38 protein-coding genes are annotated in these 22,094 nt (G+C 36.9%); 1 reads left to right on the top strand and 37 read right to left on the bottom strand.

The window, feature by feature from the left end:
• The first annotated feature begins 3 nt into the window (after window positions 1-3).
• On the top strand, window positions 4-1,095 hold the full coding sequence (locus tag JKP34_RS05145; RefSeq protein WP_201918373.1) for an Ldh family oxidoreductase: 1,092 nt from the start codon (window positions 4-6) through the stop codon (window positions 1,093-1,095).
• Here JKP34_RS05145 and JKP34_RS05140 read toward each other — a convergent pair.
• The 37 genes from JKP34_RS05140 to JKP34_RS04960 form a co-directional block, all read right to left on the bottom strand.
• The gene (locus tag JKP34_RS05140) at window positions 1,085-1,642 is read right to left on the bottom strand and encodes a hypothetical protein (RefSeq protein WP_201918371.1); all 558 of its coding nucleotides are present in this window, start codon (window positions 1,640-1,642) and stop codon (window positions 1,085-1,087) included. The genes JKP34_RS05145 and JKP34_RS05140 overlap by 11 nt on opposite strands.
• A gap of 2 nt (window positions 1,643-1,644) precedes the next feature.
• The gene (locus JKP34_RS05135) at window positions 1,645-1,938 is read right to left on the bottom strand and encodes an FtsB family cell division protein (RefSeq protein ID WP_201918369.1); all 294 of its coding nucleotides are present in this window, start codon (window positions 1,936-1,938) and stop codon (window positions 1,645-1,647) included.
• Between the two features lie 108 nt (window positions 1,939-2,046).
• The gene (eno, locus tag JKP34_RS05130; RefSeq protein ID WP_201918367.1) at window positions 2,047-3,321 is read right to left on the bottom strand and encodes a phosphopyruvate hydratase; all 1,275 of its coding nucleotides are present in this window, start codon (window positions 3,319-3,321) and stop codon (window positions 2,047-2,049) included.
• A gap of 7 nt (window positions 3,322-3,328) precedes the next feature.
• Window positions 3,329-4,423 carry a glutamine-hydrolyzing carbamoyl-phosphate synthase small subunit gene (gene carA / locus JKP34_RS05125; protein WP_201918365.1) on the bottom strand — a complete coding sequence of 365 codons (1,095 nt, stop codon included), beginning with the start codon at window positions 4,421-4,423 and terminating at the stop codon, window positions 3,329-3,331.
• Window positions 4,424-4,559: 136 nt separating this feature from the next.
• Window positions 4,560-5,183, bottom strand: coding sequence for a 50S ribosomal protein L17 (gene rplQ, locus JKP34_RS05120; protein WP_201918362.1), 624 nt, complete (start codon window positions 5,181-5,183; stop codon window positions 4,560-4,562).
• A gap of 5 nt (window positions 5,184-5,188) precedes the next feature.
• Window positions 5,189-6,178 (bottom strand): DNA-directed RNA polymerase subunit alpha, encoded by a 990-nt coding sequence (locus JKP34_RS05115; RefSeq protein WP_201918360.1) that lies wholly within the window; start codon window positions 6,176-6,178, stop codon window positions 5,189-5,191.
• Window positions 6,179-6,206: 28 nt separating this feature from the next.
• Window positions 6,207-6,812: a 30S ribosomal protein S4 gene (rpsD, locus tag JKP34_RS05110; protein WP_201918358.1), complete on the bottom strand. Its 606-nt coding sequence runs from the start codon at window positions 6,810-6,812 to the stop codon at window positions 6,207-6,209.
• A gap of 26 nt (window positions 6,813-6,838) precedes the next feature.
• Window positions 6,839-7,231 (bottom strand): 30S ribosomal protein S11, encoded by a 393-nt coding sequence (gene rpsK, locus JKP34_RS05105; protein ID WP_201918355.1) that lies wholly within the window; start codon window positions 7,229-7,231, stop codon window positions 6,839-6,841.
• A gap of 10 nt (window positions 7,232-7,241) precedes the next feature.
• Window positions 7,242-7,619, bottom strand: a complete 378-nt coding sequence (gene rpsM, locus JKP34_RS05100) for a 30S ribosomal protein S13 (RefSeq protein ID WP_201918353.1) — start codon at window positions 7,617-7,619, stop codon at window positions 7,242-7,244.
• Window positions 7,620-7,621: 2 nt separating this feature from the next.
• Complete coding sequence (gene ykgO / locus JKP34_RS05095) at window positions 7,622-7,738, bottom strand: type B 50S ribosomal protein L36 (protein WP_201918351.1); 117 nt, start codon at window positions 7,736-7,738, stop codon at window positions 7,622-7,624.
• Between the two features lie 8 nt (window positions 7,739-7,746).
• The gene (gene infA, locus JKP34_RS05090; protein WP_201918349.1) at window positions 7,747-7,965 is read right to left on the bottom strand and encodes a translation initiation factor IF-1; all 219 of its coding nucleotides are present in this window, start codon (window positions 7,963-7,965) and stop codon (window positions 7,747-7,749) included.
• A 9-nt stretch (window positions 7,966-7,974) separates the two neighbouring features.
• Window positions 7,975-9,294 carry a preprotein translocase subunit SecY gene (gene secY / locus JKP34_RS05085; protein ID WP_201918347.1) on the bottom strand — a complete coding sequence of 440 codons (1,320 nt, stop codon included), beginning with the start codon at window positions 9,292-9,294 and terminating at the stop codon, window positions 7,975-7,977.
• Between the two features lies 1 nt (window position 9,295).
• On the bottom strand, window positions 9,296-9,742 hold the full coding sequence (gene rplO, locus JKP34_RS05080) for a 50S ribosomal protein L15 (RefSeq protein ID WP_201918345.1): 447 nt from the start codon (window positions 9,740-9,742) through the stop codon (window positions 9,296-9,298).
• Window position 9,743: 1 nt separating this feature from the next.
• On the bottom strand, window positions 9,744-9,926 hold the full coding sequence (gene rpmD / locus JKP34_RS05075; RefSeq protein WP_201918343.1) for a 50S ribosomal protein L30: 183 nt from the start codon (window positions 9,924-9,926) through the stop codon (window positions 9,744-9,746).
• 5 nt (window positions 9,927-9,931) lie between these two features.
• Complete coding sequence (gene rpsE, locus JKP34_RS05070) at window positions 9,932-10,450, bottom strand: 30S ribosomal protein S5 (RefSeq protein ID WP_201918341.1); 519 nt, start codon at window positions 10,448-10,450, stop codon at window positions 9,932-9,934.
• A 4-nt stretch (window positions 10,451-10,454) separates the two neighbouring features.
• The gene (gene rplR / locus JKP34_RS05065; protein ID WP_236664893.1) at window positions 10,455-10,805 is read right to left on the bottom strand and encodes a 50S ribosomal protein L18; all 351 of its coding nucleotides are present in this window, start codon (window positions 10,803-10,805) and stop codon (window positions 10,455-10,457) included.
• Window positions 10,806-10,813: 8 nt separating this feature from the next.
• Complete coding sequence (rplF, locus tag JKP34_RS05060; RefSeq protein WP_201918340.1) at window positions 10,814-11,368, bottom strand: 50S ribosomal protein L6; 555 nt, start codon at window positions 11,366-11,368, stop codon at window positions 10,814-10,816.
• 9 nt (window positions 11,369-11,377) lie between these two features.
• On the bottom strand, window positions 11,378-11,776 hold the full coding sequence (rpsH, locus tag JKP34_RS05055; protein WP_201918338.1) for a 30S ribosomal protein S8: 399 nt from the start codon (window positions 11,774-11,776) through the stop codon (window positions 11,378-11,380).
• Between the two features lie 93 nt (window positions 11,777-11,869).
• The gene (gene rpsN / locus JKP34_RS05050) at window positions 11,870-12,139 is read right to left on the bottom strand and encodes a 30S ribosomal protein S14 (protein WP_201918336.1); all 270 of its coding nucleotides are present in this window, start codon (window positions 12,137-12,139) and stop codon (window positions 11,870-11,872) included.
• Between the two features lies 1 nt (window position 12,140).
• On the bottom strand, window positions 12,141-12,698 hold the full coding sequence (gene rplE, locus JKP34_RS05045; protein ID WP_201918334.1) for a 50S ribosomal protein L5: 558 nt from the start codon (window positions 12,696-12,698) through the stop codon (window positions 12,141-12,143).
• The gene (gene rplX, locus JKP34_RS05040; RefSeq protein WP_201918332.1) at window positions 12,691-13,038 is read right to left on the bottom strand and encodes a 50S ribosomal protein L24; all 348 of its coding nucleotides are present in this window, start codon (window positions 13,036-13,038) and stop codon (window positions 12,691-12,693) included. Before rplX ends, rplE begins: the two co-directional genes overlap by 8 nt.
• 2 nt (window positions 13,039-13,040) lie before the next feature.
• Window positions 13,041-13,409, bottom strand: a complete 369-nt coding sequence (gene rplN, locus JKP34_RS05035) for a 50S ribosomal protein L14 (RefSeq protein WP_201918330.1) — start codon at window positions 13,407-13,409, stop codon at window positions 13,041-13,043.
• A 2-nt stretch (window positions 13,410-13,411) separates the two neighbouring features.
• On the bottom strand, window positions 13,412-13,666 hold the full coding sequence (gene rpsQ, locus JKP34_RS05030; protein WP_201918328.1) for a 30S ribosomal protein S17: 255 nt from the start codon (window positions 13,664-13,666) through the stop codon (window positions 13,412-13,414).
• A gap of 8 nt (window positions 13,667-13,674) precedes the next feature.
• Complete coding sequence (gene rpmC / locus JKP34_RS05025; protein ID WP_201918326.1) at window positions 13,675-13,869, bottom strand: 50S ribosomal protein L29; 195 nt, start codon at window positions 13,867-13,869, stop codon at window positions 13,675-13,677.
• 5 nt (window positions 13,870-13,874) lie between these two features.
• Window positions 13,875-14,297 carry a 50S ribosomal protein L16 gene (gene rplP, locus JKP34_RS05020; RefSeq protein ID WP_201918324.1) on the bottom strand — a complete coding sequence of 141 codons (423 nt, stop codon included), beginning with the start codon at window positions 14,295-14,297 and terminating at the stop codon, window positions 13,875-13,877.
• Window positions 14,298-14,326: 29 nt separating this feature from the next.
• Complete coding sequence (gene rpsC, locus JKP34_RS05015; protein WP_201918322.1) at window positions 14,327-15,061, bottom strand: 30S ribosomal protein S3; 735 nt, start codon at window positions 15,059-15,061, stop codon at window positions 14,327-14,329.
• A 3-nt stretch (window positions 15,062-15,064) separates the two neighbouring features.
• A complete protein-coding gene (rplV, locus tag JKP34_RS05010) occupies window positions 15,065-15,454 on the bottom strand; it encodes a 50S ribosomal protein L22 (protein ID WP_201918319.1) in 390 nt (129 codons plus the stop codon).
• Complete coding sequence (gene rpsS, locus JKP34_RS05005) at window positions 15,454-15,732, bottom strand: 30S ribosomal protein S19 (RefSeq protein ID WP_201918317.1); 279 nt, start codon at window positions 15,730-15,732, stop codon at window positions 15,454-15,456. The genes rplV and rpsS overlap by 1 nt, the downstream gene beginning before the upstream one ends.
• 3 nt (window positions 15,733-15,735) lie before the next feature.
• The gene (gene rplB, locus JKP34_RS05000) at window positions 15,736-16,557 is read right to left on the bottom strand and encodes a 50S ribosomal protein L2 (RefSeq protein WP_201918315.1); all 822 of its coding nucleotides are present in this window, start codon (window positions 16,555-16,557) and stop codon (window positions 15,736-15,738) included.
• Between the two features lie 11 nt (window positions 16,558-16,568).
• Window positions 16,569-16,856 (bottom strand): 50S ribosomal protein L23, encoded by a 288-nt coding sequence (gene rplW / locus JKP34_RS04995; protein ID WP_201918312.1) that lies wholly within the window; start codon window positions 16,854-16,856, stop codon window positions 16,569-16,571.
• A 5-nt stretch (window positions 16,857-16,861) separates the two neighbouring features.
• Window positions 16,862-17,488: a 50S ribosomal protein L4 gene (rplD, locus tag JKP34_RS04990; RefSeq protein WP_201918310.1), complete on the bottom strand. Its 627-nt coding sequence runs from the start codon at window positions 17,486-17,488 to the stop codon at window positions 16,862-16,864.
• Between the two features lie 2 nt (window positions 17,489-17,490).
• Window positions 17,491-18,129, bottom strand: a complete 639-nt coding sequence (gene rplC / locus JKP34_RS04985) for a 50S ribosomal protein L3 (RefSeq protein WP_201918308.1) — start codon at window positions 18,127-18,129, stop codon at window positions 17,491-17,493.
• A gap of 180 nt (window positions 18,130-18,309) precedes the next feature.
• On the bottom strand, window positions 18,310-18,615 hold the full coding sequence (gene rpsJ / locus JKP34_RS04980) for a 30S ribosomal protein S10 (RefSeq protein WP_201432901.1): 306 nt from the start codon (window positions 18,613-18,615) through the stop codon (window positions 18,310-18,312).
• An 8-nt stretch (window positions 18,616-18,623) separates the two neighbouring features.
• Window positions 18,624-20,741 (bottom strand): elongation factor G, encoded by a 2,118-nt coding sequence (gene fusA, locus JKP34_RS04975; protein ID WP_201918306.1) that lies wholly within the window; start codon window positions 20,739-20,741, stop codon window positions 18,624-18,626.
• Between the two features lie 11 nt (window positions 20,742-20,752).
• Window positions 20,753-21,220, bottom strand: coding sequence for a 30S ribosomal protein S7 (gene rpsG, locus JKP34_RS04970; protein ID WP_201918304.1), 468 nt, complete (start codon window positions 21,218-21,220; stop codon window positions 20,753-20,755).
• A 6-nt stretch (window positions 21,221-21,226) separates the two neighbouring features.
• Window positions 21,227-21,601, bottom strand: coding sequence for a 30S ribosomal protein S12 (rpsL, locus tag JKP34_RS04965; RefSeq protein ID WP_188461081.1), 375 nt, complete (start codon window positions 21,599-21,601; stop codon window positions 21,227-21,229).
• A gap of 139 nt (window positions 21,602-21,740) precedes the next feature.
• Entirely contained in the window at window positions 21,741-22,070 is a 330-nt protein-coding gene (locus JKP34_RS04960; protein WP_201918302.1) for a DUF3467 domain-containing protein, read from the bottom strand.
• Window positions 22,071-22,094: the final 24 nt, after the last annotated feature.

Genomic DNA, 22,094 nt, shown 5'->3' with positions numbered 1-22,094 from the left:
ATTATGCATAATATTTCTTACTCAAACCTTCAATCTTTTACGAAACAAGTTTTTTTAAATATGGGCTGCTCTAATGAGCATGCTCAAACAGCCAGCGAAGTATTGCTCAGCGCGGATTTAAGGGGAGTGGACTCTCATGGTGTAGCCAGGCTTAAGGGCTATATCAGGTTATGGCAAAGTGAAAGGGTTAATCCAAAGCCAAATATTAAGATTGTACATGAAACTCCCAGTACAGCCGTAATTGACGGTGATGCCGGTCTGGGTTTAGTAGTAGCCCCTTTTGCTATGCAAGTAGCTATGGAAAAAGCTGAGAAAGTTGGTACAGGATGGGTTTCAGTAAAAAATTCAAATCATTATGGTATTGCCGGCTACCATAGCATGTTAGCCTTAGAAAAAGATATGATAGGCTGGTCCATGACCAATGCGAGTCCTTTGGTTTCTCCTACCTTCTCAAAGGATAGGTTATTAGGCACCAACCCTATCTCAATTGCTATTCCTACAAAAGAACAACCGCCCTTCGTAGCTGATTTCGCAACAACAACGGCTGCCAACGGGAAGCTTGAAGTATTAAAAAGAAAAGGGCAAAATGCTCCTTTCGGTTGGGTGCAAGATGCGGATGGCAAACCAACCCAAAATGTGGATGCCCTTAAAGAAGGTGGAAGTATGTTGCCTTTGGGTGGCGATAGAGAGCATGCAAGTCACAAAGGTTATATTTTAGGTTCTATTGTAGATATTTTCTCTGCAGTGCTTTCTGGAGCTAATTATGGTCCATGGGCGCCTCCTTTCGTTAGTTTCCTTCCTCTTAGGGAAGATCCTGTTGGAGAAGGTTTAGGCCATTTCCTTGGTGCTATGCGTGTTGATGCTTTCCGCCCTGCTGATGATTTCAAAAATCATATGGATAATTGGATTGAAACTTTCAGGAATTCAAAAACTACCCATGAAAGTGATAAAGTATTAATTCCTGGTGATCCTGAAAGGGAAATGACTTCAGAAAGGATGACTAATGGCATCCCGCTACTTGATGCAGTAATTGAAGACTTAACGGCAGTTGGTGAGGAACTAAATATAGCGTTCAAAGAGTACCTTAAAAAGTAAAACCTACCCTTAATACAAATGGACTGTTATATGGTGAGGTATAAGGATCATATAATATGTTGTATAATCCTATAGCTGTCATTCCGGCTCTATTCCCTAAAGGAATAAAATAACCGCCTCCAATAAAAAAAGATGGTACAACATCTCTTACTATTGATTCTGTAGAAACCTGAAAAACTTCCAGACTTAGCGCTTCAAATTCGGAATAGGCAAAAAGTTGTTGCGTGAAATTATACCTGCCAAATAGTTTGCCTCCATAAATGTTAGTCTCTAATGAATAAGGAGTTCCATTTGCCGCTCTACGATCAACTTTAAAATATTGGTAGATAACTCCAACACCTGCTGAAAGCTCATTGGTGATCATATAACCAACAATGGGCGATACTTCTATATTTGTGAAATTACTGCTGAATGCTGCTCCAAAATTGCCGCCAAAATAGAGCCTCTCAACAAAAGTACTATTTTCATCAACGTATCTTTGGGCATGGGAAGTAAAGCTTCCAAACATTAATGCTGTTAAACAAATGAGTAATATCCTTACTTTCATCCTTATTCCTCTTCCTCAACAATTATGAATAGGTCTTCCTCTTTTTTCTTCATCAGGTAGCGCTCTCTGGCAAACTTCTCTAGCAATTCCTCATCCGACAATAAACCTGCCCTGTCCACTTCAACCTCTTTTATTTTTTCCTGATAATATTCTTTTTGATCTTGAAGATCATTGTATTTAGAAGATAGCTTGAGCTGAGAAATGATATCGTTATTATCCAGGAATAGCATCCATATCAGAAATACCGATCCAGCTACGAAATAAAAATTCTTAAATATTTTCGGGATTTTGCTCATTGCTTACTTCAACTAAAATAACAATAAAATTTCACTAATAGTATTGTAGAAACTAAAAAGCTGCAAACCTACTAATAGGAATGCAGCTTCTTTAATATAAATTATCACTTAAAAATTGATGCCAGGGAAATAAGCCATTTCACCAAGTTCTTCTTCTATTCTTAATAGCTGATTGTATTTAGCCATTCTGTCTGAACGAGATGCCGAACCTGTTTTAATTTGACCAGTATTCAAAGCAACTGCTAAATCAGCTATTGTGGTATCTTCTGTTTCACCTGAACGGTGAGACATTACGCTCTTATATGAAGCTTTATCAGCCATCTTAATTGCATTGATCGTCTCAGTAAGCGTTCCTATTTGGTTTACTTTAATGAGAATTGAATTGGCGATCTTTTCATCAATTCCTTTTTGTAAACGCTTTGTGTTAGTAACGAATAAGTCATCACCTACTAGCTGAACATCTCTACCTAGTTCTCTTGTCAGTTTTTCCCAACCAGTCCAGTCGTCTTCGTGCATACCATCTTCAATAGAAAGTATTGGATATTTAGAACACCAGTCCTTCCAATAAGCTACCATTTCGTCAGATGACAATTCCTCACCAGTGCTACCGAAAACATACTTCTTTTTGTTTTCATCATAGAACTCAGATGCTGCTGCATCCATAGCAATGTAAATATCTTCTCCTGGTTTAAATCCAGCCTTCTCAATAGCAGTTAATACCACTTCTATAGCCTGATCATTTGATTCGATATTAGGCGCAAAACCACCTTCATCGCCAACATTCGTTGAAAGACCTTTTTTGCTTAACACTGCTTTCAAATGATGGAAAACGGAAGTACCCATTTGTAATGCTTCAGAGAATGAACCAGCATTAACAGGCATTACCATAAATTCCTGAAAGTCAATTTTATTATCAGCATGACTACCACCATTTAAGATGTTCATCATTGGAACAGGTAATGTATTAGCATTTACCCCGCCCACGTAACGATATAGTGGTTGATTACTCAATTGAGCAGCAGCCTTTGCCACAGCTAATGATACACCCAAAATAGCATTGGCTCCTAGCTTAGATTTGTTATCTGTACCATCAAGCTCAATCATGAGTTTATCAATCAAATTCTGCTCAAAAACAGAAAAACCAACTAACTCTTCTGCAATAGTGGTATTTACATTGTGTACAGCTTTAAGTACACCCTTTCCCATGTAAATCGATTTATCTTTATCACGCAATTCAACGGCTTCATGTACTCCTGTACTAGCACCTGAAGGGACTGCTGCCCTTCCGAATCCGCCATCTACTGTAAATACTTCTACCTCAACGGTAGGATTTCCTCTTGAATCTAAGATTTGTCTTGCGTGAATTCTTTCTATAACGCTCATAATTCTATTAGTTGATTAATGAAATAAATTGGTCAAATAAATAACGGGAATCATGCGGACCCGGTGAAGATTCTGGGTGATACTGTACGCAGAAGGCTTTTTTATTTTTGATTTTCAAACCTTCAATTGTATCATCATTCAGGTTGATATGCGTAACTTCTACTAAATCAGAGTTTCTTACTTCTTCGCTTATTACACTAAAACCATGATTTTGAGAGGTAATTTCACTCTTCCCTGATAAAATATTTTTAACGGGCTGGTTTAAACCTCTGTGCCCATTATACATTTTGAAAGTACCAATGCCACAAGCCTGAGCTATTAACTGATGTCCGAGGCAAATTCCAAAAAGTGGCTTGTCAGCATCAATAATATTTTTAGCATGGTCTATCGCATATTTCATAACAGCAGGATCACCAGGACCGTTTGATAAAAAATATGCTGTAGGTTTCCATTCTTCCGTAATATCGAAAGTAGTTTTGGCTGGAAACACCTTACAATAAAAGCCTCTTTGAACTAACTGCTGAAGTATGCTGGACTTTATACCGTAATCCATTACTGCCAACTTGATACCATCTGCTGGTCCAACTTCATACGCTTCCTTTACCGATACTTGCGAAGACAACTCCAGTCCTTCCATAGAAGGGACCTTGTCCAGCTCTTTCTTCAACTCATCAGCATCCAAAATCTCGGAAGAGATAATGGCATTCATAGCCCCCTTACTTCTTATATGCCTTACAATAGCTCTGGTATCAACATCGGTAATTCCAGGTACCTCATGTTTATTCAAATAATCATGGAGGCTTTCCTCTCCCGTATGTCTACTAAAGCTTTCACTAAAGTTATTGGTAACTAGTCCAAATATTTTAGGTGAGTCAGACTCGACTTCTGTAGAAACTGTACCATAATTACCAATATGTGCATTGGTGTTAACCATAATTTGCGCATAGTAAGAGGGATCAGTATAAATTTCCTGATAACCCGTCATACCCGTATTAAAACATATCTCGCCACCCTTTGTGCCTTTAAAGCCAATTGATTTGCCTTTAAAGAAAGTGCCATCTTCTAAAAGCAATACTGCGTCTGGTCTGTCGGTATACTTCATCTAATATTTATCTTAAGAACTGCATAACAGAAGTCTCTGCCATGCAAAAATCTAGTATTTATATTTTAAATAAAAATAAAAAAGGGATTGAATGTAAATTCAATCCCTTTTTAATAATTATGCGATAACAATACCTTTAAGCATCAGTATCTTTATCCTTAGCTGAATCATCCTTTTTAGGTTCAGCTTTCTTCTCTTCATTCTTAGGAGCCTCTTTAGCTTCTGCCTTAGCTTCGTCTTTCTTAGGTGCTGCCTTCTTCTTAGTTTCTTTCTTTTCTGTTGACTCTTCTTTAGCTTCCGCTTTAGTCTCAGTTGACTCAGCTTTAGCTTTAGAACCACCACCTCTTCTACTTCTTCTAGTAGTCTTTTTCTTAGACTCACCTGAATCACCAAGAAGTAACTCGTTGTAATCAACTAACTCGATTAATGCCATTTCTGCATCATCACCAAGTCTTGAACCTAATTTGATAATTCTTGTATATCCACCAGGTCTGTTAGCTACTTTTGCACCAACTTCATCAAACAACTCTTTAACAGCTTCCTTACTTTGTAAATAAGAAAAAACAGTTCTTCTATTATGAGTTGTATCTTCTTTTGACTTAGTAATCAAAGGCTCTATATAGCTTCTTAAAGCTTTCGCTTTTGCTACAGTAGTAGTAATTCTCTTAGAATCGATAAGAGAACTTGCCATGTTTGCAAGCATTGCTTTACGATGCGGAGCAGTTCTTCCTAAGTGGTTAAATTTCTTTCCGTGTCTCATTTTACTTATTCTTCATCAAGTTTGTACTTGGACAAGTCCATTCCAAAGGTCAAACCTTTATCAGCTACTAATTGCTCTAATTCAGCTAAAGACTTCTTACCGAAGTTTCTAAACTTCATCATATCCGAAATTTCTAAGCTCACTAAGTCTCCTAATGATTTAACATCAGCAGCTTTTAAGCAGTTGTAAGCTCTTACAGAAAGATCAAGATCATTCAATGAAGTTTTTAACATTTTACGCATATGAAGCATTTCTTCATCAACCGCTTCTGGCTCATCAGTACCACCGGCATCAAGTACCATGTTCTGATCAGAGAATAACATAAAATGTTTGATAAGAATATTGGCTGCTCCTTTAAGCGCTGCCTCAGGATGAATACTTCCATCAGTCTCAATATCAAGAACTAACTGCTCATAGTCAGTTTTTTGCTCAACACGTGTATTTTCAACACTGTACTTCACATTCTTGATAGGCGTAAAGATTGAATCAATAGCAATATAGCCAGCAGCTTGTTCGCCATTATTGTTCTCTTCAGATGAAACGTATCCTCTACCTTTTTCAATCGTTAATTCGATTTCGAAATTCACTGATTCATCCATATGACATATCAATAAATCAGGATTCAAAATCTCATAAGCAGTAGTGAATTTGTTAATATCACCTGCTTTGAATTCTTTTTGATTCTTTAAAGATATTGTCAATTTGTTGTCAGCACTATCAGAGATTTTTTTAAACCTTACCATTTTCAGGTTAAGAATAATCTCTGATACATCTTCCACCACACCTTCGATAGAAGAGAATTCATGCAAAACGCTAGGTATTTTAATACCTGTAATTGCATAGCCTTCTAGTGAAGAAAGCAAAATTCTCCTTAATGCGTTACCTACAGTAACTGCATAACCTTTTTCTAATGGTTTGAATGTGAAAAGACCATGAAAATCATCTGCCTTCTCCATTGCAACCTTTTCAGGCATTTGGAATGCTAAAATAGACATATTATAAAGTTTCTATAAAATTGACTAATTATTTTGAATACAACTCGACAATAAGCTGCTCATTAATGTTTTCAGGAATATCTTCTCTTTGAGGAACATTAATGTATTTACCTGTCATGTCGGATTTGTCAAATTCCAACCAACCATACTTACTAACTGTGTTGGATGATAAGCTATTAGAAACAGCTTCAAGTGATTTTGACTTCTCTCTAACACCAATCATATCACCTTCTTTTAATTGATAAGATGGTATATTTACGATCTCACCATTAACAAGAATATGCTTATGTGATACTAATTGACGAGCCGCTCTTCTTGTTGGAGCGATACCTAATCTGAATACTACGTTATCCAATCTAGACTCCAACAATTGAAGTAGTACCTCACCAGTAATACCTTTTTTACGTGAAGCTTTATCGAATAAATTAGCAAATTGCTTTTCTAAAACACCATAAGTGTATTTCGCCTTTTGCTTCTCCATCAACTGAATGGCATATTCAGATTGCTTTCTTCTTCTGCCTCTTCCGTGTTGACCAGGAGGATAAGCTTTTTTAGACAATGCTTTGCTAGCACCAAAAATAGGCTCATTAAACCTTCTGGCTATTTTAGACTTTGGACCTTTATATCTTGCCATTATTAAATATTCTTAGCTATATAAAATTATACTCTTCGTCTTTTTGGAGGACGACAACCATTGTGAGGTAATGGAGTAACATCCTTGATCATCGTTACTTCTATACCAGTATTTTGAATGCTTCTGATAGCAGAATCTCTTCCCGCTCCAGGACCTTTAACAAATACTTCAACTTTTCTAAGACCTAAGTCATAAGCAGCTTGAGCAGCGTTTTGAGCTGCCACCTGTCCAGCATATGGAGTGTTCTTTTTAGAACCCTTGAATCCCATTTTACCAGCAGATGCCCATGAAACTACCTGTCCGGTAGAATTAGTCATAGAGATGATAATGTTGTTGAAAGAAGCTTTGATATGCGCCTGACCAATAGCCTCTACATTAACTACTCTCTTTTTTGCTTTATCTTTTCTTTTCTGAGCCATGATCTATAAATTACTTAGTAGCTTTCTTCTTATTAGCCATAGTCTTTCTCTTACCCTTTCTGGTACGAGCGTTATTTTTGGTTTTCTGTCCACGTACAGGAAGACCCTTTCTGTGACGAAGGCCTCTATAACAACCAATGTCCAACAATCTTTTGATACTCATTTGTACCTCAGATTTAAGAACACCTTCAGTTTTATAATTTTCACTAATGACGTTACGTACGGCATTTGCCTCATCTTCAGACCACTCTGCTACTTTTTTGTCAGCATCAATACCTGCTTGCTCTAAAATCTTAAGAGCTGAACTTCTTCCAATACCAAAAATATATGTTAATGATATTGCTCCTCTTTTATTATCAGGAATATCTACACCAGAAACTCTTGCCATAATTACCCTTGTCTTTGTTTGAAACGTGGATTTTTCTTGTTGATCACGTAAAGCTTACCCTTTCTACGGATAATCTTGCAATCTTCACTTCTCTTTTTTATTGAAGCTTTAACTTTCATAATTCGATTTATTTATATCGATAAACAATTCTTCCTTTTGTTAAATCATAAGGAGACATTTCTAACTTAACCTTATCGCCTGGTAAAATTTTGATATAATTCATTCGCATTTTACCAGAGATATGTGCAATCACCTCATGACCATTACCTAACTCTACTCTAAACATTGCATTAGACAATGCTTCAGTAATTGTTCCGTCTTGCTCTATTGAACTTTGTTTTGCCATAATTTTAAATTAAGCAACCGCAGTTGTCTGTGATGAACTACCCTTCACTTTTCCAGACTTCATCATACCTTCATAATGTCTCATAAGAAGGTAACTTTCAATTTGCTGCAAGGTATCCAAGATAACACCAACCATAATGATTAGTGATGTTCCTCCAAAAAATTGAGAGAACTGAGTACCTACACCAGCTCTAGCTACAAAAGCAGGTAATATTGCTATAATAGCCAAGAAAATAGCGCCTGGTAAAGTTATTTTAGTTAACACATTATCAATAAACTCGGATGTTTGCTTCCCAGGTTTAACACCAGGTATGAAGCCACCGTTCCTTTTCATATCATCAGCTATTTGACTAGGATTAATAGTTATTGCTGTATATAAAAAGGTAAAGATTATTATTAAAATCGCAAATGTTAAACTGTATTGCCAGCTCTGAAAGTCAGAAAATACACTACCTATATAAGCTGCAGTATCACTATCATCTGCCCATAAATTAGCCAATAATGATGGTAAGAACATTAATGACTGAGCAAAGATTATTGGCATTACACCAGAAGCATTAACTTTCAATGGAATATACTGACGTTGTCCTCCGTATACTCTTCCTCCAACTACTTGCTTAGCATACTGAACTGGTATTCTTCGAGTTGCCTGTACCAACATAACAGTTACCATTACAACGAAGAAAAGAGCAACAATTTCAAGAATGAAAAATAACAATCCACTCATTCCTAGAGATAAAGCTTCTGCAACTATAGATCCTGGAAATCTTGAAATTATACCTATCATAATAAGTAACGAAATACCATTACCTATACCTTTATCAGTAATTTTCTCACCTAACCACATACAGAAAATAGTACCTGATGTTAAGATGATTACTGAAGTTATAGTGAAGAAGAAATTACCCATCATGATAGCCTCAGCAGGGATTGTACCCTTAACGTAAGCTGAACCTTGAACGATAGTAATTGCTATAGTTAAAACCCTTGTAATTTGGGTAATCTTTTTTCTACCAGACTCACCCTCCTTCTGCATTTTCTGAAAATAAGGCACCGCAACAGTTAATAACTGTATAACAATGCTCGCAGAAATATAAGGCATGATGCCTAATGCAAATATAGAAGCATTAGAAAAAGCACCACCTAAGATGGTATCTAATAAACCAAAAATACCCTGCGCATCTCCAGACAACTTACTTGGATCAACACCAGGTAATACTACAAAGGACCCTAGTCTAAAAATTATTAAAAACCCAATGGTATTAAAAATTCTATCTCTAAGTTCCTCTATAGAGAAAATATTCCTTATGGTAGAAAAAAAACGATTCATATTATAAAGTTGATGTAGAACCTCCAGCCTTCTCTATAGCTGCTGATGCCGACTTAGAGAATGCATTTGCAGTTACATTTAGCTTAGCTTTAAGCTCACCATTACCTAAAATTTTTACAAGGTCTTTCTTTCCTACAAGACCGTTAGTTTTCAATAGTTCAACGTCAATAGTATCAACATTCAACTTCTCGTGTAACATCTGCAAATCACTCAAATTGATTGCCTTATATGCTACGCGGTTGATGTTATTGAAACCAAACTTAGGCACTCTTCTTTGTAGTGGCATTTGACCACCCTCGAAACCTATTTTCTGAGAATAACCACTTCTCGATTTAGCACCTTTATGTCCACGAGTTGCAGTACCAGCAGCGCCAGAACCCTGACCTCTACCAATTCTCTTACGAGTTTTCGTTGATCCTTCAGCCGGTTTTAATGTATGTAATTTCATCTTATCCTTCAGTTACTGTAACTAAGTGATTCACTTTATTTATCATACCCTCAATTTGAGGAGTAAGTGTCTTCTCAACCGTTTTATTAATTTTACCCAAGCCTAATGCCTGAATAGTTCTTTTTTGAACTTCCGGTCTACCAATTACACTTCTTATTTGTGTTACTTTTATTGTCTTCGCCATGGTTATTATCCGTTAAAAACACTAGCTAATGAAACACCTCTATTCTTTGCTACTGTAAAAGGATCTCTCATTTTTGTTAAAGCATCGAAAGTTGCCTTAACCACGTTATGTGGATTTGATGATCCTTTAGATTTTGCCAGTACATTATGTACACCAGCACTTTCCAGTACAGCACGCATAGCACCACCAGCTATTACACCAGTACCTGGAGCAGCAGGTTTAACTAAAACAAAACCACCGCTATATTTACCTAATGACTCATGAGGTACAGTTCCTTTTAAAATAGGAACCTTAACCAAATTCTTCTTAGCATCGTCAATTCCCTTAGTTATTGCATCAGTTACCTCATTGGCTTTCCCTAAACCATAACCAACAACGCCATTTCCATCACCAACTACTACGATAGCAGAAAAACTAAATCTTCTACCACCTTTAACAACCTTGGCAACTCTTTTAATAGCAACAACCTTCTCTTTTAGATCGATTTCGCTTGCTCTTACAGATTTTATATTACTCTGAGTCATATAATTAGAATTTTAAGCCACCTTTTCTTGCACCATCAGCCAAAGCCTTTACTTTTCCGTGGTATCTGTATCCGCCTCTATCAAAAACGATTTGTTCAATACCTGCTTCTTTAGCTTTATTAGCCAATGTTTCACCCACTTTAGCAGCAGTCTCAAGATCAGCATTACTTTTCGCGCCTAACTCCATAGAGTTAGTTGCAGCCAAAGTATGTCCTTTTAAGTCATCTACTATTTGAGCATAGATAGCTCTATTACTTTTGAAAACACTCAATCTAGGTATAGAAGCCGTACCAGATACTTTTCTTCTAATTCCCTTTTTGATTCTTAATCTTCTAGCTGTTTTATTAATAGCCATTGTTAATATTATTTAGCTGCAGTTTTACCCGCTTTACGTCTAATTTGCTCTCCAACGAAACGTACACCTTTACCTTTGTAAGGTTCTACTTTTCTAAGTGATTTTATCTTAGCAGCAACCTGTCCAATAAGTTGCTTATCAATGCTTTCCAAAGTAATCACTGGGTTTTGACCCTTAACTGTCTCAGCCGATGCTTTAACCTCATCAGGTAACCCCATAAAAATACTATGTGAATAACCTATATTGAGTTCTAAAACATTTCCTTGTGCAACCGCTTTATAACCAACACCAACCAATTCTAATTTCTTAGTGAAACCTTGGTTTACACCTTCAACAGCATTAGCCAAAAGTGCACGATATAAACCATGCATTGACTTATGTCTTTTTGATTCAGTTGGTCTCTCTAATATAATTTGACCATCCTCTACCTTCACTTTTATTGATGGATCAACAGATTCAGTTAGTGTTCCTTTAGAACCTTTAACTGTAATCACATTATCCTTGGCGATGTCAATAGACACACCATCTGGTAGATTAATTGGACTTTTACCTATTCGTGACATTTCTATTTTTTAATAAACGTAGCACAATATTTCACCACCCACATTCAAATTTCTAGCTTCTTTATCAGTGATTACACCTTTAGAAGTAGAAAGTACAGCAATACCTAAACCGTTTAGTACTCTAGGTAATTCTTCTGCACCACAATATTTTCTTAAACCAGGCTTTGAAATCCTTTCTAATTTAGTGATAGCAGGTGTTTTGCTCACAGGATCATACTTCAAAGCTATTTTTATAGTACCCTGAGCAGTAGCATCTTCAAACTTATAATTAAGGATATAACCTTTTTCATGAAGCACCTTTGTTAAGTTCTTCTTTAAGTTAGATGCTGGCACCTCAACGATTCTATGATTCGCCTTAATAGCGTTACGAACCCTTGTCAAATAATCAGCTATTGGATCAGTTACCATTTCTTAATATTATTATAATCTTCAAACCTCTGCCGAAACAGGCCTGCAAAGATATGAAAATAAGTTATTAATTAAAATATTTATTAAATAAAATCACCAACTAGCTTTGGTTACTCCAGGTATCTTACCTGCTGACGCCATCTCTCTAAATGTTACCCTAGAGATACCGAACTTTCTCATGTAACCTTTAGGTCTTCCAGTTAATTTACATCTGTTGTGCAGACGAACTGGAGAAGCATTCTTTGGTAATTTGTCTAGTGCTTCGTAGTCACCATTAGCCTTTAATTCAGCTCTTTTGGCAGCGTACTTTGCTACTAACTTTTCTCTTTTTTTCTCTCTGGCAATTACTGCTTTTCTAGCCATATTAGTTATTGTTTTTACTTGCAAATGGCATTCCGAATGCTTTCATTAATTCGAAGCTTTCTTCATCCGAGTTTGCAGTAGTTACAAATGTTATGTCCATTCCTGTAATATTTGCCACCTTATCGATGCTTATTTCAGGAAAAATAATTTGCTCTTTTATACCTAAGGTATAGTTACCTCTTCCGTCAAAGCCTTTATCTTTAACACCTCTAAAATCTCTTACTCGAGGAAGTGATACAGATAATAACCTATCTAAAAATTCGTACATTTTATTACCTCTTAAAGTAACTTTAGCACCGATAGGCATTCCCTCACGTAACTTAAAGTTCGAGATAGAATTCTTAGCATAAGTTGCAACAGCTTTCTGACCTGAGATAGTAGTAAGTTCTTCAACTCCTACATCAACTAACTTTTTGTCAGCTGTAGCAGCTCCAATACCTTTGTTAATTACAATTTTCTGTAATTTAGGTACTTCCATGATAGACTTATACTGAAACTTCTCCTTCAAAGAAGGAACAATCTCTGCCAGATATAATTCCTTTATTCTTGGTTTAGCCATTTTTAATTACCTCCCCTGTTTTCTTAGAATATCTTTGTAACTTACCTTTATCGTCTGCTTTTCTTCCAGTTCTAGTAGTTTCACCAGTTGCAGGATCTACCAACATCAAATTACTGATGTGTACAGGAGCCTCAACTTTATCTACTCCACCTTCAGGGTTAGCAGCCGATGGTTTTCTGTGTTTTGTAATAACGTTAACACCTTCAACTACGGCTCTTTGCTTTTCAGCAATAACTTCCAAAACTTTACCACTCTTACCTTTAGAGTTACCTGCAATTACTTTTACAGTGTCACCTCTACGGATATGAAGCTTTTGTTGTTTGTTCTTTTTCCTTTCCATAATTATAATACTTCAGGTGCTAAGGAAACTATTTTCATGAACTGCTTCTCTCTTAACTCTCTAGCAACTGGTCCAAAAATACGAGTTCCTCTTGGCTCATCATTAGGGTTAAGCAATACCGCAGCATTATCTTCGAAACGAATGTAAGAACCATCTTTACGTCTTACTTCTTTCTTAGTTCTAACGATAACCGCTCTGGAAACAGTACCTTTTTTAAGGTTACTTGATGAAAGAGCCGACTTAACAGTTACAATGATTTTATCACCAATTGAGGCATACCTTTTCTTAGTACCTCCTAATACACGAATACAAAGCACCTCTTTGGCACCACTATTATCCGCTACACTTAATCTTGATTCTTGTTGTATCATGGTTATTTAGCTCTTTCAAGAATTTCTACTAATCTCCATCTCTTGTTCTTACTCAACGGACGAGTTTCTGCAATTTTTACAGTATCACCGATATTGCAATCATTGGCTTCATCGTGAGCAGTGAACTTAGTCGATTTCTTAACAAACTTTCCATAAATAGGGTGCTTCACTTTTCTTTCGATAGAAACAGTGATAGACTTTTCCATTTTGTTACTTACAACAAGCCCTATTCTTTCTTTTCTAAGGTTTCTTTCCATCTTAGCAATTATTTAGCTAGTTCCTTTTGCCTTAACTCTGTCTCCAAACGAGCAATATTCTTACGAGTATCCCTAATTTGCATTGGGTTTTCTATTGGAGAGATTGCGTGAGCAAACTGGAGCTTCTGAAGCTTCTGCGCTTCACCTTTTATATTTTCTTTGAGCTCGTCAATAGATAGTTTCTTTATATCTGTATTCTTCATGACGATTAATTTTCTGAGTAATCTCTTCTTACAGTAAACTTAGTTTTAACAGGTAATTTTTGCGCTGCTAATCTAAGTGCTTCTTGTGCCAATTCTAATGGAACGCCACCAGCTTCGAACATAATAGTACCAGGCTTAACAGTTGCTACCCAATATTCTGGAGCACCCTTACCTTTACCCATACGTACCTCTGCAGGCTTTTTAGTAACAGGCTTATCAGGAAAAATTCTGATCCATACCTGACCTTGACGCTTCATTGCACGAGTCATTGCAATCCTTGAAGCCTCAATTTGTCTACTTGTAATCCATCCTGGCTCGAGCGATTTTAAAGCGAAACTACCAAAGGCAATTCTATGACCTCTCTGTGCAAGGCCTTTGATTCTACCTTTCTGCTTTTTTCTGAATTTCGTTCTTTTTGGCTGTAACATCTTATTCTATCTTTTTGCCTTTTGAAAGATTATTTCCTCTTTCTTTTCGGACGATCACTTCTTCTGTTATTTCCTTGACCAGGACCACCTTTTCCTTGTGCACCTGCTCCTACATTAAGAGATAAGTCTCTTTTACCGAAAACCTCTCCTTTAAATACCCATACTTTGATACCAATGATACCATAGATAGTATTTGCCTCTGACACCTCATAATCAATATCAGCTCTTAATGTATGTAGAGGAATTCTACCTTCTTTATACATTTCAGTTCGAGCCATTTCAGCCCCACCTAATCTACCTGATACTTTTATTTTAATACCTTGAGCTCCTACTCTCATAGCTGAAGCGATTGCTTGCTTCATAGCTCTTCTGTAAGATATTCTAGCTTTAAGTTGTTGAGCGATTGACTCACCCACTAACTTAGCATCAAGCTCAGGTCTTTTTATTTCAAAAATGTTGATCTGAACGTCTTTTCCAGTAAGCTTTCTAAGCTCTTCTTTAAGCTTATCAACCTCACTACCACCTTTACCAATAACAACTCCAGGACGTGCAGTATGCACTGTTAAAGTGATTCTTTTAAGCGTTCTCTCGATAACTATTTTAGAGATACCACCTTTTGGAATACGTGCAAAAATGTATTCTCTTATTTTCTGATCTTCAATTAGCTTTTCTGAAAAAGAATTACCTTTTCCACCGTACCAGTTGGATTCCCAACCTCTAACGATACCTAAACGAAGACCGGTAGGATTAACTTTCTGTCCCATTTCTTACTTATTTTCGGTGTTATCAGATTCAACAACAGTTTCTAACTCGGCATTAGCGCTATCCACTACTAAAGTAACATGGTTAGAACGCTTTCTTATACGGTGTGCTCTACCCTGAGGAGCTGGTCTCAATCTCTTAAGAATTCTTCCACCATCAACCTTCACACTTTTCACGTAAAGATCTGCCTCTTCTAAATCAACTTCAGGATTTGCTTGTTGCCAGTTAGCGATAGCAGACAATAATAGCTTTTCAACTCTTGCTGCCCCATGCTTAGACTCAAATTTTAAGATACCTAAAGCACGGCTGACCTTTTCACCTCTGATTAAATCAACAACCATCCTCATTTTACGAGGAGAAGTTGGTACATTATTTAATTTAGCAACAGCTTCCATTATCTTTTACCTTTATCTTTCTTATTAATATGACCACGGAAGTTTCTGGTTGGAGAGAACTCACCTAGTTTGTGTCCTACCATATTCTCCGTTACATACACAGGAATAAATTTATTTCCATTGTGTACTGCAAAAGTATGGCCTACAAAGTCAGGAGAAATCATTGATCTTCTTGACCAGGTTTTGATCACAGACTTCTTTCCAGATTCATTCATATTGTCCACCTTTTTTTCAAGGCGGAAATCAATATATGGTCCTTTTTTTAATGATCTAGCCATCTATTATTTCTTTTTACCAATTATTAACCTGTTCGAATACTTCTTAGGAGCTCTGGTCTTTAAACCTTTAGCTAATAAGCCAGTTCTAGATCTAGGGTGTCCACCTGAAGATCTACCTTCACCACCACCCATTGGGTGATCTACCGGGTTCATAGCAACACCTCTTGTACGAGGTCTTCTACCCAACCATCTCTTTCTACCAGCTTTACCTAATCTCACGATCATGTGATCAGAGTTAGAAACAACTCCTACAGTCGCCAAACATGCACTCAATACCAATCTCATTTCACCAGAAGGCAATTTGATTGTAGAGTATTTACCATCTCTAGCTAAAAGTTGAGCATATGATCCTGCACTTCTTACCATTGCAGCACCTGCACCTGGTCTGATTTCAATGTTGTGAACTATAGTACCTAAAGGTATTTTAGAAAGTGGTAAAGCATTACCAACCTCTGGAGCAACATCATCACCTGACATTATTTTATCTCCAACTTTCAACCCATTAGGTGCTAAAATGTATCTTTTCTCACCATCAGCATAATGAAGCAAAGCTACGTGAGCTGTTCTAGATGGATCATACTCTAACGTTGCTACTGTAGCAGGAACATTAAACTTATCTCTTTTAAAATCGATAATTCTAACATTCTTTTTATGACCACCACCTATGTAGCGCATCGTCATCTTACCTGAGTTGTTTCTACCACCCTTCTTACGAAGTGGCATTAGTAAAGACTTCTCAGGCTCTACTTTACTTAGCTCAGTATATACTGGTGCTAATCTATATCTTTGTCCAGCTGAAACCGGTCTTAATTTTTTAACTGCCATTGTTCAGATGATTAAATTTCGCTGTAGAAATCGATGATCTCGCCCTCGGCTACCGTTACAATAGCTTTCTTAAAACTAGGCTTACGACCTGTTAAAATTCTCGATTTAGTATAGCGTGATTTTTGCTTACCTAAATATTTCATTGTGTTAACATCTTCTACATTAACACCATATCTTTTCTCTACCTCGGCTTTGATTGCTACCTTATTGGCATTTACATCAACAACAAATCCGTATTTGCCTTTTTCGTTAAGGTCAGAGATTTTTTCAGTCACTAGTGGTTTTACTAATACGCTCATATCTCTTATTTCAATAGGTTATCTAACTTTTCAACCGAGCCTTCTACGAATAATATTCTGTCAGCATGCAAAACATCATATGTATTTAGGTTATCTACCGTTAACACTTGAGTGTTTTGAATATTTCTACTAGCTAAAAAGATATTCTTATCATTCTCAGGTAAGACCAATAATGTCTTTATTGAATCAAAAGAAAGCTTTGATAGCATCTCTTTATATGACTTGGTTTTAGGTGCATCAAAACTGAAGCCTTCTAAAACACTAATCATTTGGTCTTTAGCTTTGTAAGTTAAAGCTGACATTCTAGCCAATCTTTTAACTTTCTTATTAAGCTTGAAACTATAATCTCTAGGTGTAGGACCGAATACACGACCACCACCTTTAAATATAGGTGACTTAATACTACCAGCTCTAGCTGTACCAGTACCCTTTTGTTTCTTGATCTTTCTTGTTGAACCAGAAATTTCTGCTCTCTCTTTTGACTTATGTGTCCCTTGACGTGCATTAGCTAAACGCTGCTTTACATCAAGATAGATCGCATGATCATTCGGCTCAATATCAAAGATGGCATCAGAAAGAGTTACCTTCTTTCCAGTGTCTTCGCCTGTATGTTTAAGTATTGAAAGCTCCATCTTTATTTCTCTATTATTACGATTGAATTCTTAGCTCCAGGAATAGAACCACTTACTAATAGTAAATTCTTCTCCGGGATTAATTTTAAAACACGTAGGTTGGTGTTTTTTACTCTCTCGCCACCTGTTCTTCCTGCCATTCTCATACCAGGGAAAACTCTAGCTGGGTAAGACGCACCACCAATAGATCCTGGGGCTCTCTGTCTGTTATGCTGACCGTGTGTAGCTTGACCAACACCTCCAAAACCATGACGCTTTACAACACCCTGAAAACCTTTACCTTTTGAAGTACCAGCAACATCAACGAAGTCACCTTCTACAAAGATATCAGCTATCTTAACTTCCTGACCCAAGGACATATCATCAACAAACAAAGCCTCTCCAGGATACTCTCTGAATTCAGCAACATGCTGCTTAGGAGTTGTTTGTGCTTTTTTGAAGTGCCCTTGTAATGCCTTCGGTGTATTCTTCTCCTTGCGCTCGCCATAGCCCAACTGAACAGCAGAATAACCATCGGTATCCTCTTTTTTTACTTGTGTAACCACACAAGGACCAGCTTCTATCACCGTGCATGCGACATTTCGTCCATCGGCACCGTAGACACTAGTCATTCCGATTTTTTTTCCTATTATTCCAGACATTATTCTTTATTTTTCCACCCAATCGAAAGCCACATCTGATCTGCTTTTCTCGAAAGGACTGCAAAGTTAGTAAATTAATGTTAGATACAAAACTAACACCTTAAAAATTACCGCTTTATAGTGAAAAAAAAGAACCAATGAAACAATCCATTGGTTCTTCTGTATTCCTTACAGATTTACTTAAACCTTAATCTCAACATCAACTCCACTAGGAAGCTCAAGTTTCATTAAAGCATCAACTGTTTTTGCGCTATTCGAATAGATATCAACCAATCTCTTGAAAGTACATAGTTGAAACTGCTCTCTAGATTTTTTATTCACGTGAGGTGAACGTAAAACAGTAAATATTTCTTTCTCAGTCGGTAAAGGAATTGGGCCACTTACCACAGCTCCTGTTGTTTTTACCGCTCTAACGATCTTCTCAGAAGATTTATCAACTAAATTGTGATCGTAAGATTTTAATTTTATTCTAATTTTCTGATTCATAATTCTACTTATTTAACAGCTTCACCTTTCACTTTTTCTATCACCTCATCAGCTATGTTTTTTGGAACTGGATCATAGTGAGAGAATGTTAATGACGCTGTTGCTCTACCAGAAGTAATAGTTCTTAAATCTGTAACGTATCCGAAAAGCTCTGACAATGGTACGTCAGCCTTTATTAACTGAGCAGCACCTTTTGTATCCATACCTTTCATTAGGCCACGTCTTTTATTCAAGTCACCTGTTACTGGCCCAGTGTACTCATCAGGAGTAGTAACTTCAACTTTCATTACTGGCTCAAGTAATTGAGGACCTGCTTGCTTAGCTGCAGCTTTAAATCCTAATCTTGCTGCCAATTCGAAAGAAAGCGCATCTGAATCCACATCGTGGAAACTACCATGATAAAGCTGAACTTTCATAGCCTCAATTGGATAACCTGCAAGAGGACCATTGCTCATAGCTTCTGTAAATCCTTTTTGAATTGCAGGGATAAATTCCTTAGGAATTACACCACCTGTAATTTGGTTATCAAACTGTAAACCTGGCTTGATTTCACCCTTTTCATCAGGATCAGCTGGAGAAAGTTTAAATACTATATCAGCAAATTTACCTTTACCACCTGACTGCTTTTTATAAACCTCTTTGTGGTCAACAAGAGTAGTAATAGCTTCTTTATAAGCAACCTGAGGAGCACCTTGACTTACCTCAACTTTAAACTCTCTTTTTAATCTATCCATGATGATATCAAGGTGAAGCTCACCCATACCTCTTAGAATAGTTTGACCTGTTTCTTCGTCAGTATTAACTTGAAGAGTAGGATCCTCTTCAACTAACTTAGCAATAGCCATACCCATTTTATCAACATCAGCCTGTGTTTTTGGCTCAATTGCATAACCAATTACCGGCTCTGGGAATACCATAGATTCTAAAACAATCTTATGGTTTTCGTTACAAAGGGTATCACCTGTTTTAATATCTTTAAAACCTACCACGGCAGCAATATCACCAGCATGAAGTGTATCAATTTGGTTCTGCTTATTTGCATGCATTTGGAAGATTCTTGAAATTCTTTCTTTCTTATTAGTTCTTGTGTTAAACACATAGGAACCAGAATCTAATGTACCTGAGTAAGATCTTACAAAGCATAAACGACCTACAAATGGATCCGTAGCAATTTTAAATGCTAACGCAGCAAACGGATCTTCTGAAGTTGGCTTTCTACTTGTTTTCTCTTCAGTTGTTGGATCAGTTCCTACAATGCTATCTCTATCAAGCGGAGAAGGAAGCAACTCCATTACGTAATTCAATAATGTTTGAACTCCTTTATTTTTAAAGGCAGAACCACACATCATTGGAACGAAGGCTAAATCAATTGTCGCAGCTCTTAAAGCAGCAATCACCTCGTCAATAGAGATTGATTCAGGATCTTCGAAATATTTTTCCATTAGAGTTTCGTCATACTCAGCAACTGACTCTAATAATTTTTCTCTGTATTCATTTACTTCGTCAACCATATCAGCAGGAATGTCAATCTCTTCGAAAGTCATACCATGATCTTCCTCATTCCACTGAATAGCTTTCATTTCAACAAGGTCAACTACACCTTTGAAATTACCTTCGGCACCGATAGGTAATTGTAATGGAACTGCTTTAGTACCTAACATTTCCTTCACCTGCTTACACACGTTTAAGAAGTCAGCACCATCACGGTCCATTTTATTTACGAAACCAATTCTAGCAACTTTATAGTTATCAGCTAATCTCCAGTTAGTTTCAGATTGAGGTTCAACACCATCTACTGCACTAAAAAGGAAAACTAAACCATCTAATACTCTTAACGATCTGTTTACCTCAACTGTAAAATCTACGTGACCTGGGGTGTCAATTATGTTGATGTGGTATTTTTCATCTTTGTACGGCCAGAAAACAGTAGTAGCAGCAGAAGTAATTGTTATACCTCTTTCCTGCTCTTGCTCCATCCAGTCCATTGTTGCAGCACCATCGTGAACTTCACCAATCTTATGGCTTACACCTGTATAATACAGAATACGCTCAGTAGTGGTGGTTTTTCCAGCATCGATGTGTGCAGCGATACCAATATTTCTCGTTAGTCTAAGATCTCTTGCCATTATGCTAGATTTTAAAATCTAAAGTGTGAAAATGCTTTATTTGCTTCAGCCATTCTGTGCGTATCATCCTTTTTCTTGATAGCAGCACCCTCGCCTTTTGAAGCGGCTATTATCTCTCCCGCAAGTCTCTCCATCATTGTCTTCTCACCTCTTTTTCTTGCAAAAGTGATCATCCATTTGATACCTAAAGAAACTTTTCTTTCAGGACGTACTTCTAATGGTACCTGAAAAGTTGCTCCACCTACTCTTCTACTTTTTACCTCAACAGATGGAGATATGTTAGCTAATGCTTTCTTCCAAGTCTCAAGACCATTTTCCTTTGTCTTTTCCTCTACTAAAGCAACAGCATCATAAAAGATTGCGTAGGCAGTACTTTTTTTACCGTCCTGCATCAAATAGTTTACAAATTTTGTAACCATTGTATCACCAAACTTAGGGTCTGGCAGAACGTATCTCTTTTTAGGTTTCGCTTTCCTCATCTTATTTTATTTCTTAGGTCTTTTAGCTCCGTATTTCGATCTTCTTTGGGTACGACCATTAACACCAGCAGTATCTAGCGCACCTCTGATGATGTGATATCTTACACCCGGTAAATCTTTCACTCTTCCACCTCTAATCAAAACTATAGAGTGTTCTTGCAAGTTGTGACCTTCACCTGGAATGTAGGCATTCACTTCTTTTTGATTTGTCAATCTTACCCTTGCTACTTTTCTCATCGCTGAGTTAGGTTTTTTAGGCGTTGTAGTATACACACGCGTACAAACCCCTCTTCTTTGCGGGCAAGAATCTAAAGCAGGAGATTTTGACTTTGAAGTCAACTTCTTTCTACCTTTTCTAACTAATTGCTGTATAGTAGGCATTTATATTTACTTTATCTTCTATTACTAGTTCTCTATCTACTGGAGATTTTTAGGACTGCAAAGGTAAAAAATCAGATGCATTATCCAAACACATCTGATTAATTTATTTTCACAAACTCCTAATTTATAAGGAATAAGCTTACGCCTCTCCCATCGTTGATCCGAAATTCATCGGAAATTTTGGCATTTCTTCTGACTGTTTTATCGGACCAAAATTCTTCTCATACTTCTCAATATTATCTTTTAATGCCCCCAGTAACCTTTTTGCATGTTGAGGAGTCACAACAATACGTGACTTAACCTTTGCTTTGGGTACTCCTGGCATCAAACGGATAAAATCGATAACAAATTCACCGTTGGAGTGAGCTATCATTGCCAGATTAGCGTAAACACCTTCTGACACTTCCTCTGATAACTCGATATTTATTTGGTTCGGATTTTTTCCCTTTCCTTGGTTATTATCTTCCATTATTGATGAATTTGATATCTCTTT

Origin of the sequence: Marivirga atlantica (assembly GCF_016734805.1) — a bacterium.
Classification (GTDB): domain Bacteria; phylum Bacteroidota; class Bacteroidia; order Cytophagales; family Cyclobacteriaceae; genus Marivirga; species Marivirga atlantica.
This window is presented reverse-complemented; position numbering and strand designations above follow the sequence as displayed.

What these genes read in the sequence shown, in the direction of transcription:
- JKP34_RS05145 (WP_201918373.1), top strand. Translation starts at nt 4, where the DNA reads ATGCATAATATTTCTTACTCAAACCTTCAATCTTTTACGAAACAAGTT.
- JKP34_RS05140 (WP_201918371.1), bottom strand. Translation starts at nt 1,642, where the DNA reads ATGAAAGTAAGGATATTACTCATTTGTTTAACAGCATTAATGTTTGGA.
- JKP34_RS05135 (WP_201918369.1), bottom strand. Translation starts at nt 1,938, where the DNA reads ATGAGCAAAATCCCGAAAATATTTAAGAATTTTTATTTCGTAGCTGGA.
- eno (WP_201918367.1), bottom strand. Translation starts at nt 3,321, where the DNA reads ATGAGCGTTATAGAAAGAATTCACGCAAGACAAATCTTAGATTCAAGA.
- carA (WP_201918365.1), bottom strand. Translation starts at nt 4,423, where the DNA reads ATGAAGTATACCGACAGACCAGACGCAGTATTGCTTTTAGAAGATGGC.
- rplQ (WP_201918362.1), bottom strand. Translation starts at nt 5,183, where the DNA reads ATGAGACACGGAAAGAAATTTAACCACTTAGGAAGAACTGCTCCGCAT.
- JKP34_RS05115 (WP_201918360.1), bottom strand. Translation starts at nt 6,178, where the DNA reads ATGTCTATTTTAGCATTCCAAATGCCTGAAAAGGTTGCAATGGAGAAG.
- rpsD (WP_201918358.1), bottom strand. Translation starts at nt 6,812, where the DNA reads ATGGCAAGATATAAAGGTCCAAAGTCTAAAATAGCCAGAAGGTTTAAT.
- rpsK (WP_201918355.1), bottom strand. Translation starts at nt 7,231, where the DNA reads ATGGCTCAGAAAAGAAAAGATAAAGCAAAAAAGAGAGTAGTTAATGTA.
- rpsM (WP_201918353.1), bottom strand. Translation starts at nt 7,619, where the DNA reads ATGGCAAGAGTTTCTGGTGTAGATATTCCTGATAATAAAAGAGGAGCA.
- ykgO (WP_201918351.1), bottom strand. Translation starts at nt 7,738, where the DNA reads ATGAAAGTTAAAGCTTCAATAAAAAAGAGAAGTGAAGATTGCAAGATT.
- infA (WP_201918349.1), bottom strand. Translation starts at nt 7,965, where the DNA reads ATGGCAAAACAAAGTTCAATAGAGCAAGACGGAACAATTACTGAAGCA.
- secY (WP_201918347.1), bottom strand. Translation starts at nt 9,294, where the DNA reads ATGAATCGTTTTTTTTCTACCATAAGGAATATTTTCTCTATAGAGGAA.
- rplO (WP_201918345.1), bottom strand. Translation starts at nt 9,742, where the DNA reads ATGAAATTACATACATTAAAACCGGCTGAAGGATCAACGAAAACTCGT.
- rpmD (WP_201918343.1), bottom strand. Translation starts at nt 9,926, where the DNA reads ATGGCGAAGACAATAAAAGTAACACAAATAAGAAGTGTAATTGGTAGA.
- rpsE (WP_201918341.1), bottom strand. Translation starts at nt 10,450, where the DNA reads ATGACTCAGAGTAATATAAAATCTGTAAGAGCAAGCGAAATCGATCTA.
- rplR (WP_236664893.1), bottom strand. Translation starts at nt 10,805, where the DNA reads ATGGCTATTAATAAAACAGCTAGAAGATTAAGAATCAAAAAGGGAATT.
- rplF (WP_201918340.1), bottom strand. Translation starts at nt 11,368, where the DNA reads ATGTCACGAATAGGTAAAAGTCCAATTAATCTACCAGATGGTGTGTCT.
- rpsH (WP_201918338.1), bottom strand. Translation starts at nt 11,776, where the DNA reads ATGGTAACTGATCCAATAGCTGATTATTTGACAAGGGTTCGTAACGCT.
- rpsN (WP_201918336.1), bottom strand. Translation starts at nt 12,139, where the DNA reads ATGGCTAGAAAAGCAGTAATTGCCAGAGAGAAAAAAAGAGAAAAGTTA.
- rplE (WP_201918334.1), bottom strand. Translation starts at nt 12,698, where the DNA reads ATGGCTAAACCAAGAATAAAGGAATTATATCTGGCAGAGATTGTTCCT.
- rplX (WP_201918332.1), bottom strand. Translation starts at nt 13,038, where the DNA reads ATGGAAAGGAAAAAGAACAAACAACAAAAGCTTCATATCCGTAGAGGT.
- rplN (WP_201918330.1), bottom strand. Translation starts at nt 13,409, where the DNA reads ATGATACAACAAGAATCAAGATTAAGTGTAGCGGATAATAGTGGTGCC.
- rpsQ (WP_201918328.1), bottom strand. Translation starts at nt 13,666, where the DNA reads ATGGAAAGAAACCTTAGAAAAGAAAGAATAGGGCTTGTTGTAAGTAAC.
- rpmC (WP_201918326.1), bottom strand. Translation starts at nt 13,869, where the DNA reads ATGAAGAATACAGATATAAAGAAACTATCTATTGACGAGCTCAAAGAA.
- rplP (WP_201918324.1), bottom strand. Translation starts at nt 14,297, where the DNA reads ATGTTACAGCCAAAAAGAACGAAATTCAGAAAAAAGCAGAAAGGTAGA.
- rpsC (WP_201918322.1), bottom strand. Translation starts at nt 15,061, where the DNA reads ATGGGACAGAAAGTTAATCCTACCGGTCTTCGTTTAGGTATCGTTAGA.
- rplV (WP_201918319.1), bottom strand. Translation starts at nt 15,454, where the DNA reads ATGGAAGCTGTTGCTAAATTAAATAATGTACCAACTTCTCCTCGTAAA.
- rpsS (WP_201918317.1), bottom strand. Translation starts at nt 15,732, where the DNA reads ATGGCTAGATCATTAAAAAAAGGACCATATATTGATTTCCGCCTTGAA.
- rplB (WP_201918315.1), bottom strand. Translation starts at nt 16,557, where the DNA reads ATGGCAGTTAAAAAATTAAGACCGGTTTCAGCTGGACAAAGATATAGA.
- rplW (WP_201918312.1), bottom strand. Translation starts at nt 16,856, where the DNA reads ATGAGCGTATTAGTAAAACCACTAGTGACTGAAAAAATCTCTGACCTT.
- rplD (WP_201918310.1), bottom strand. Translation starts at nt 17,488, where the DNA reads ATGGAGCTTTCAATACTTAAACATACAGGCGAAGACACTGGAAAGAAG.
- rplC (WP_201918308.1), bottom strand. Translation starts at nt 18,129, where the DNA reads ATGTCTGGAATAATAGGAAAAAAAATCGGAATGACTAGTGTCTACGGT.
- rpsJ (WP_201432901.1), bottom strand. Translation starts at nt 18,615, where the DNA reads ATGAATCAGAAAATTAGAATAAAATTAAAATCTTACGATCACAATTTA.
- fusA (WP_201918306.1), bottom strand. Translation starts at nt 20,741, where the DNA reads ATGGCAAGAGATCTTAGACTAACGAGAAATATTGGTATCGCTGCACAC.
- rpsG (WP_201918304.1), bottom strand. Translation starts at nt 21,220, where the DNA reads ATGAGGAAAGCGAAACCTAAAAAGAGATACGTTCTGCCAGACCCTAAG.
- rpsL (WP_188461081.1), bottom strand. Translation starts at nt 21,601, where the DNA reads ATGCCTACTATACAGCAATTAGTTAGAAAAGGTAGAAAGAAGTTGACT.
- JKP34_RS04960 (WP_201918302.1), bottom strand. Translation starts at nt 22,070, where the DNA reads ATGGAAGATAATAACCAAGGAAAGGGAAAAAATCCGAACCAAATAAAT.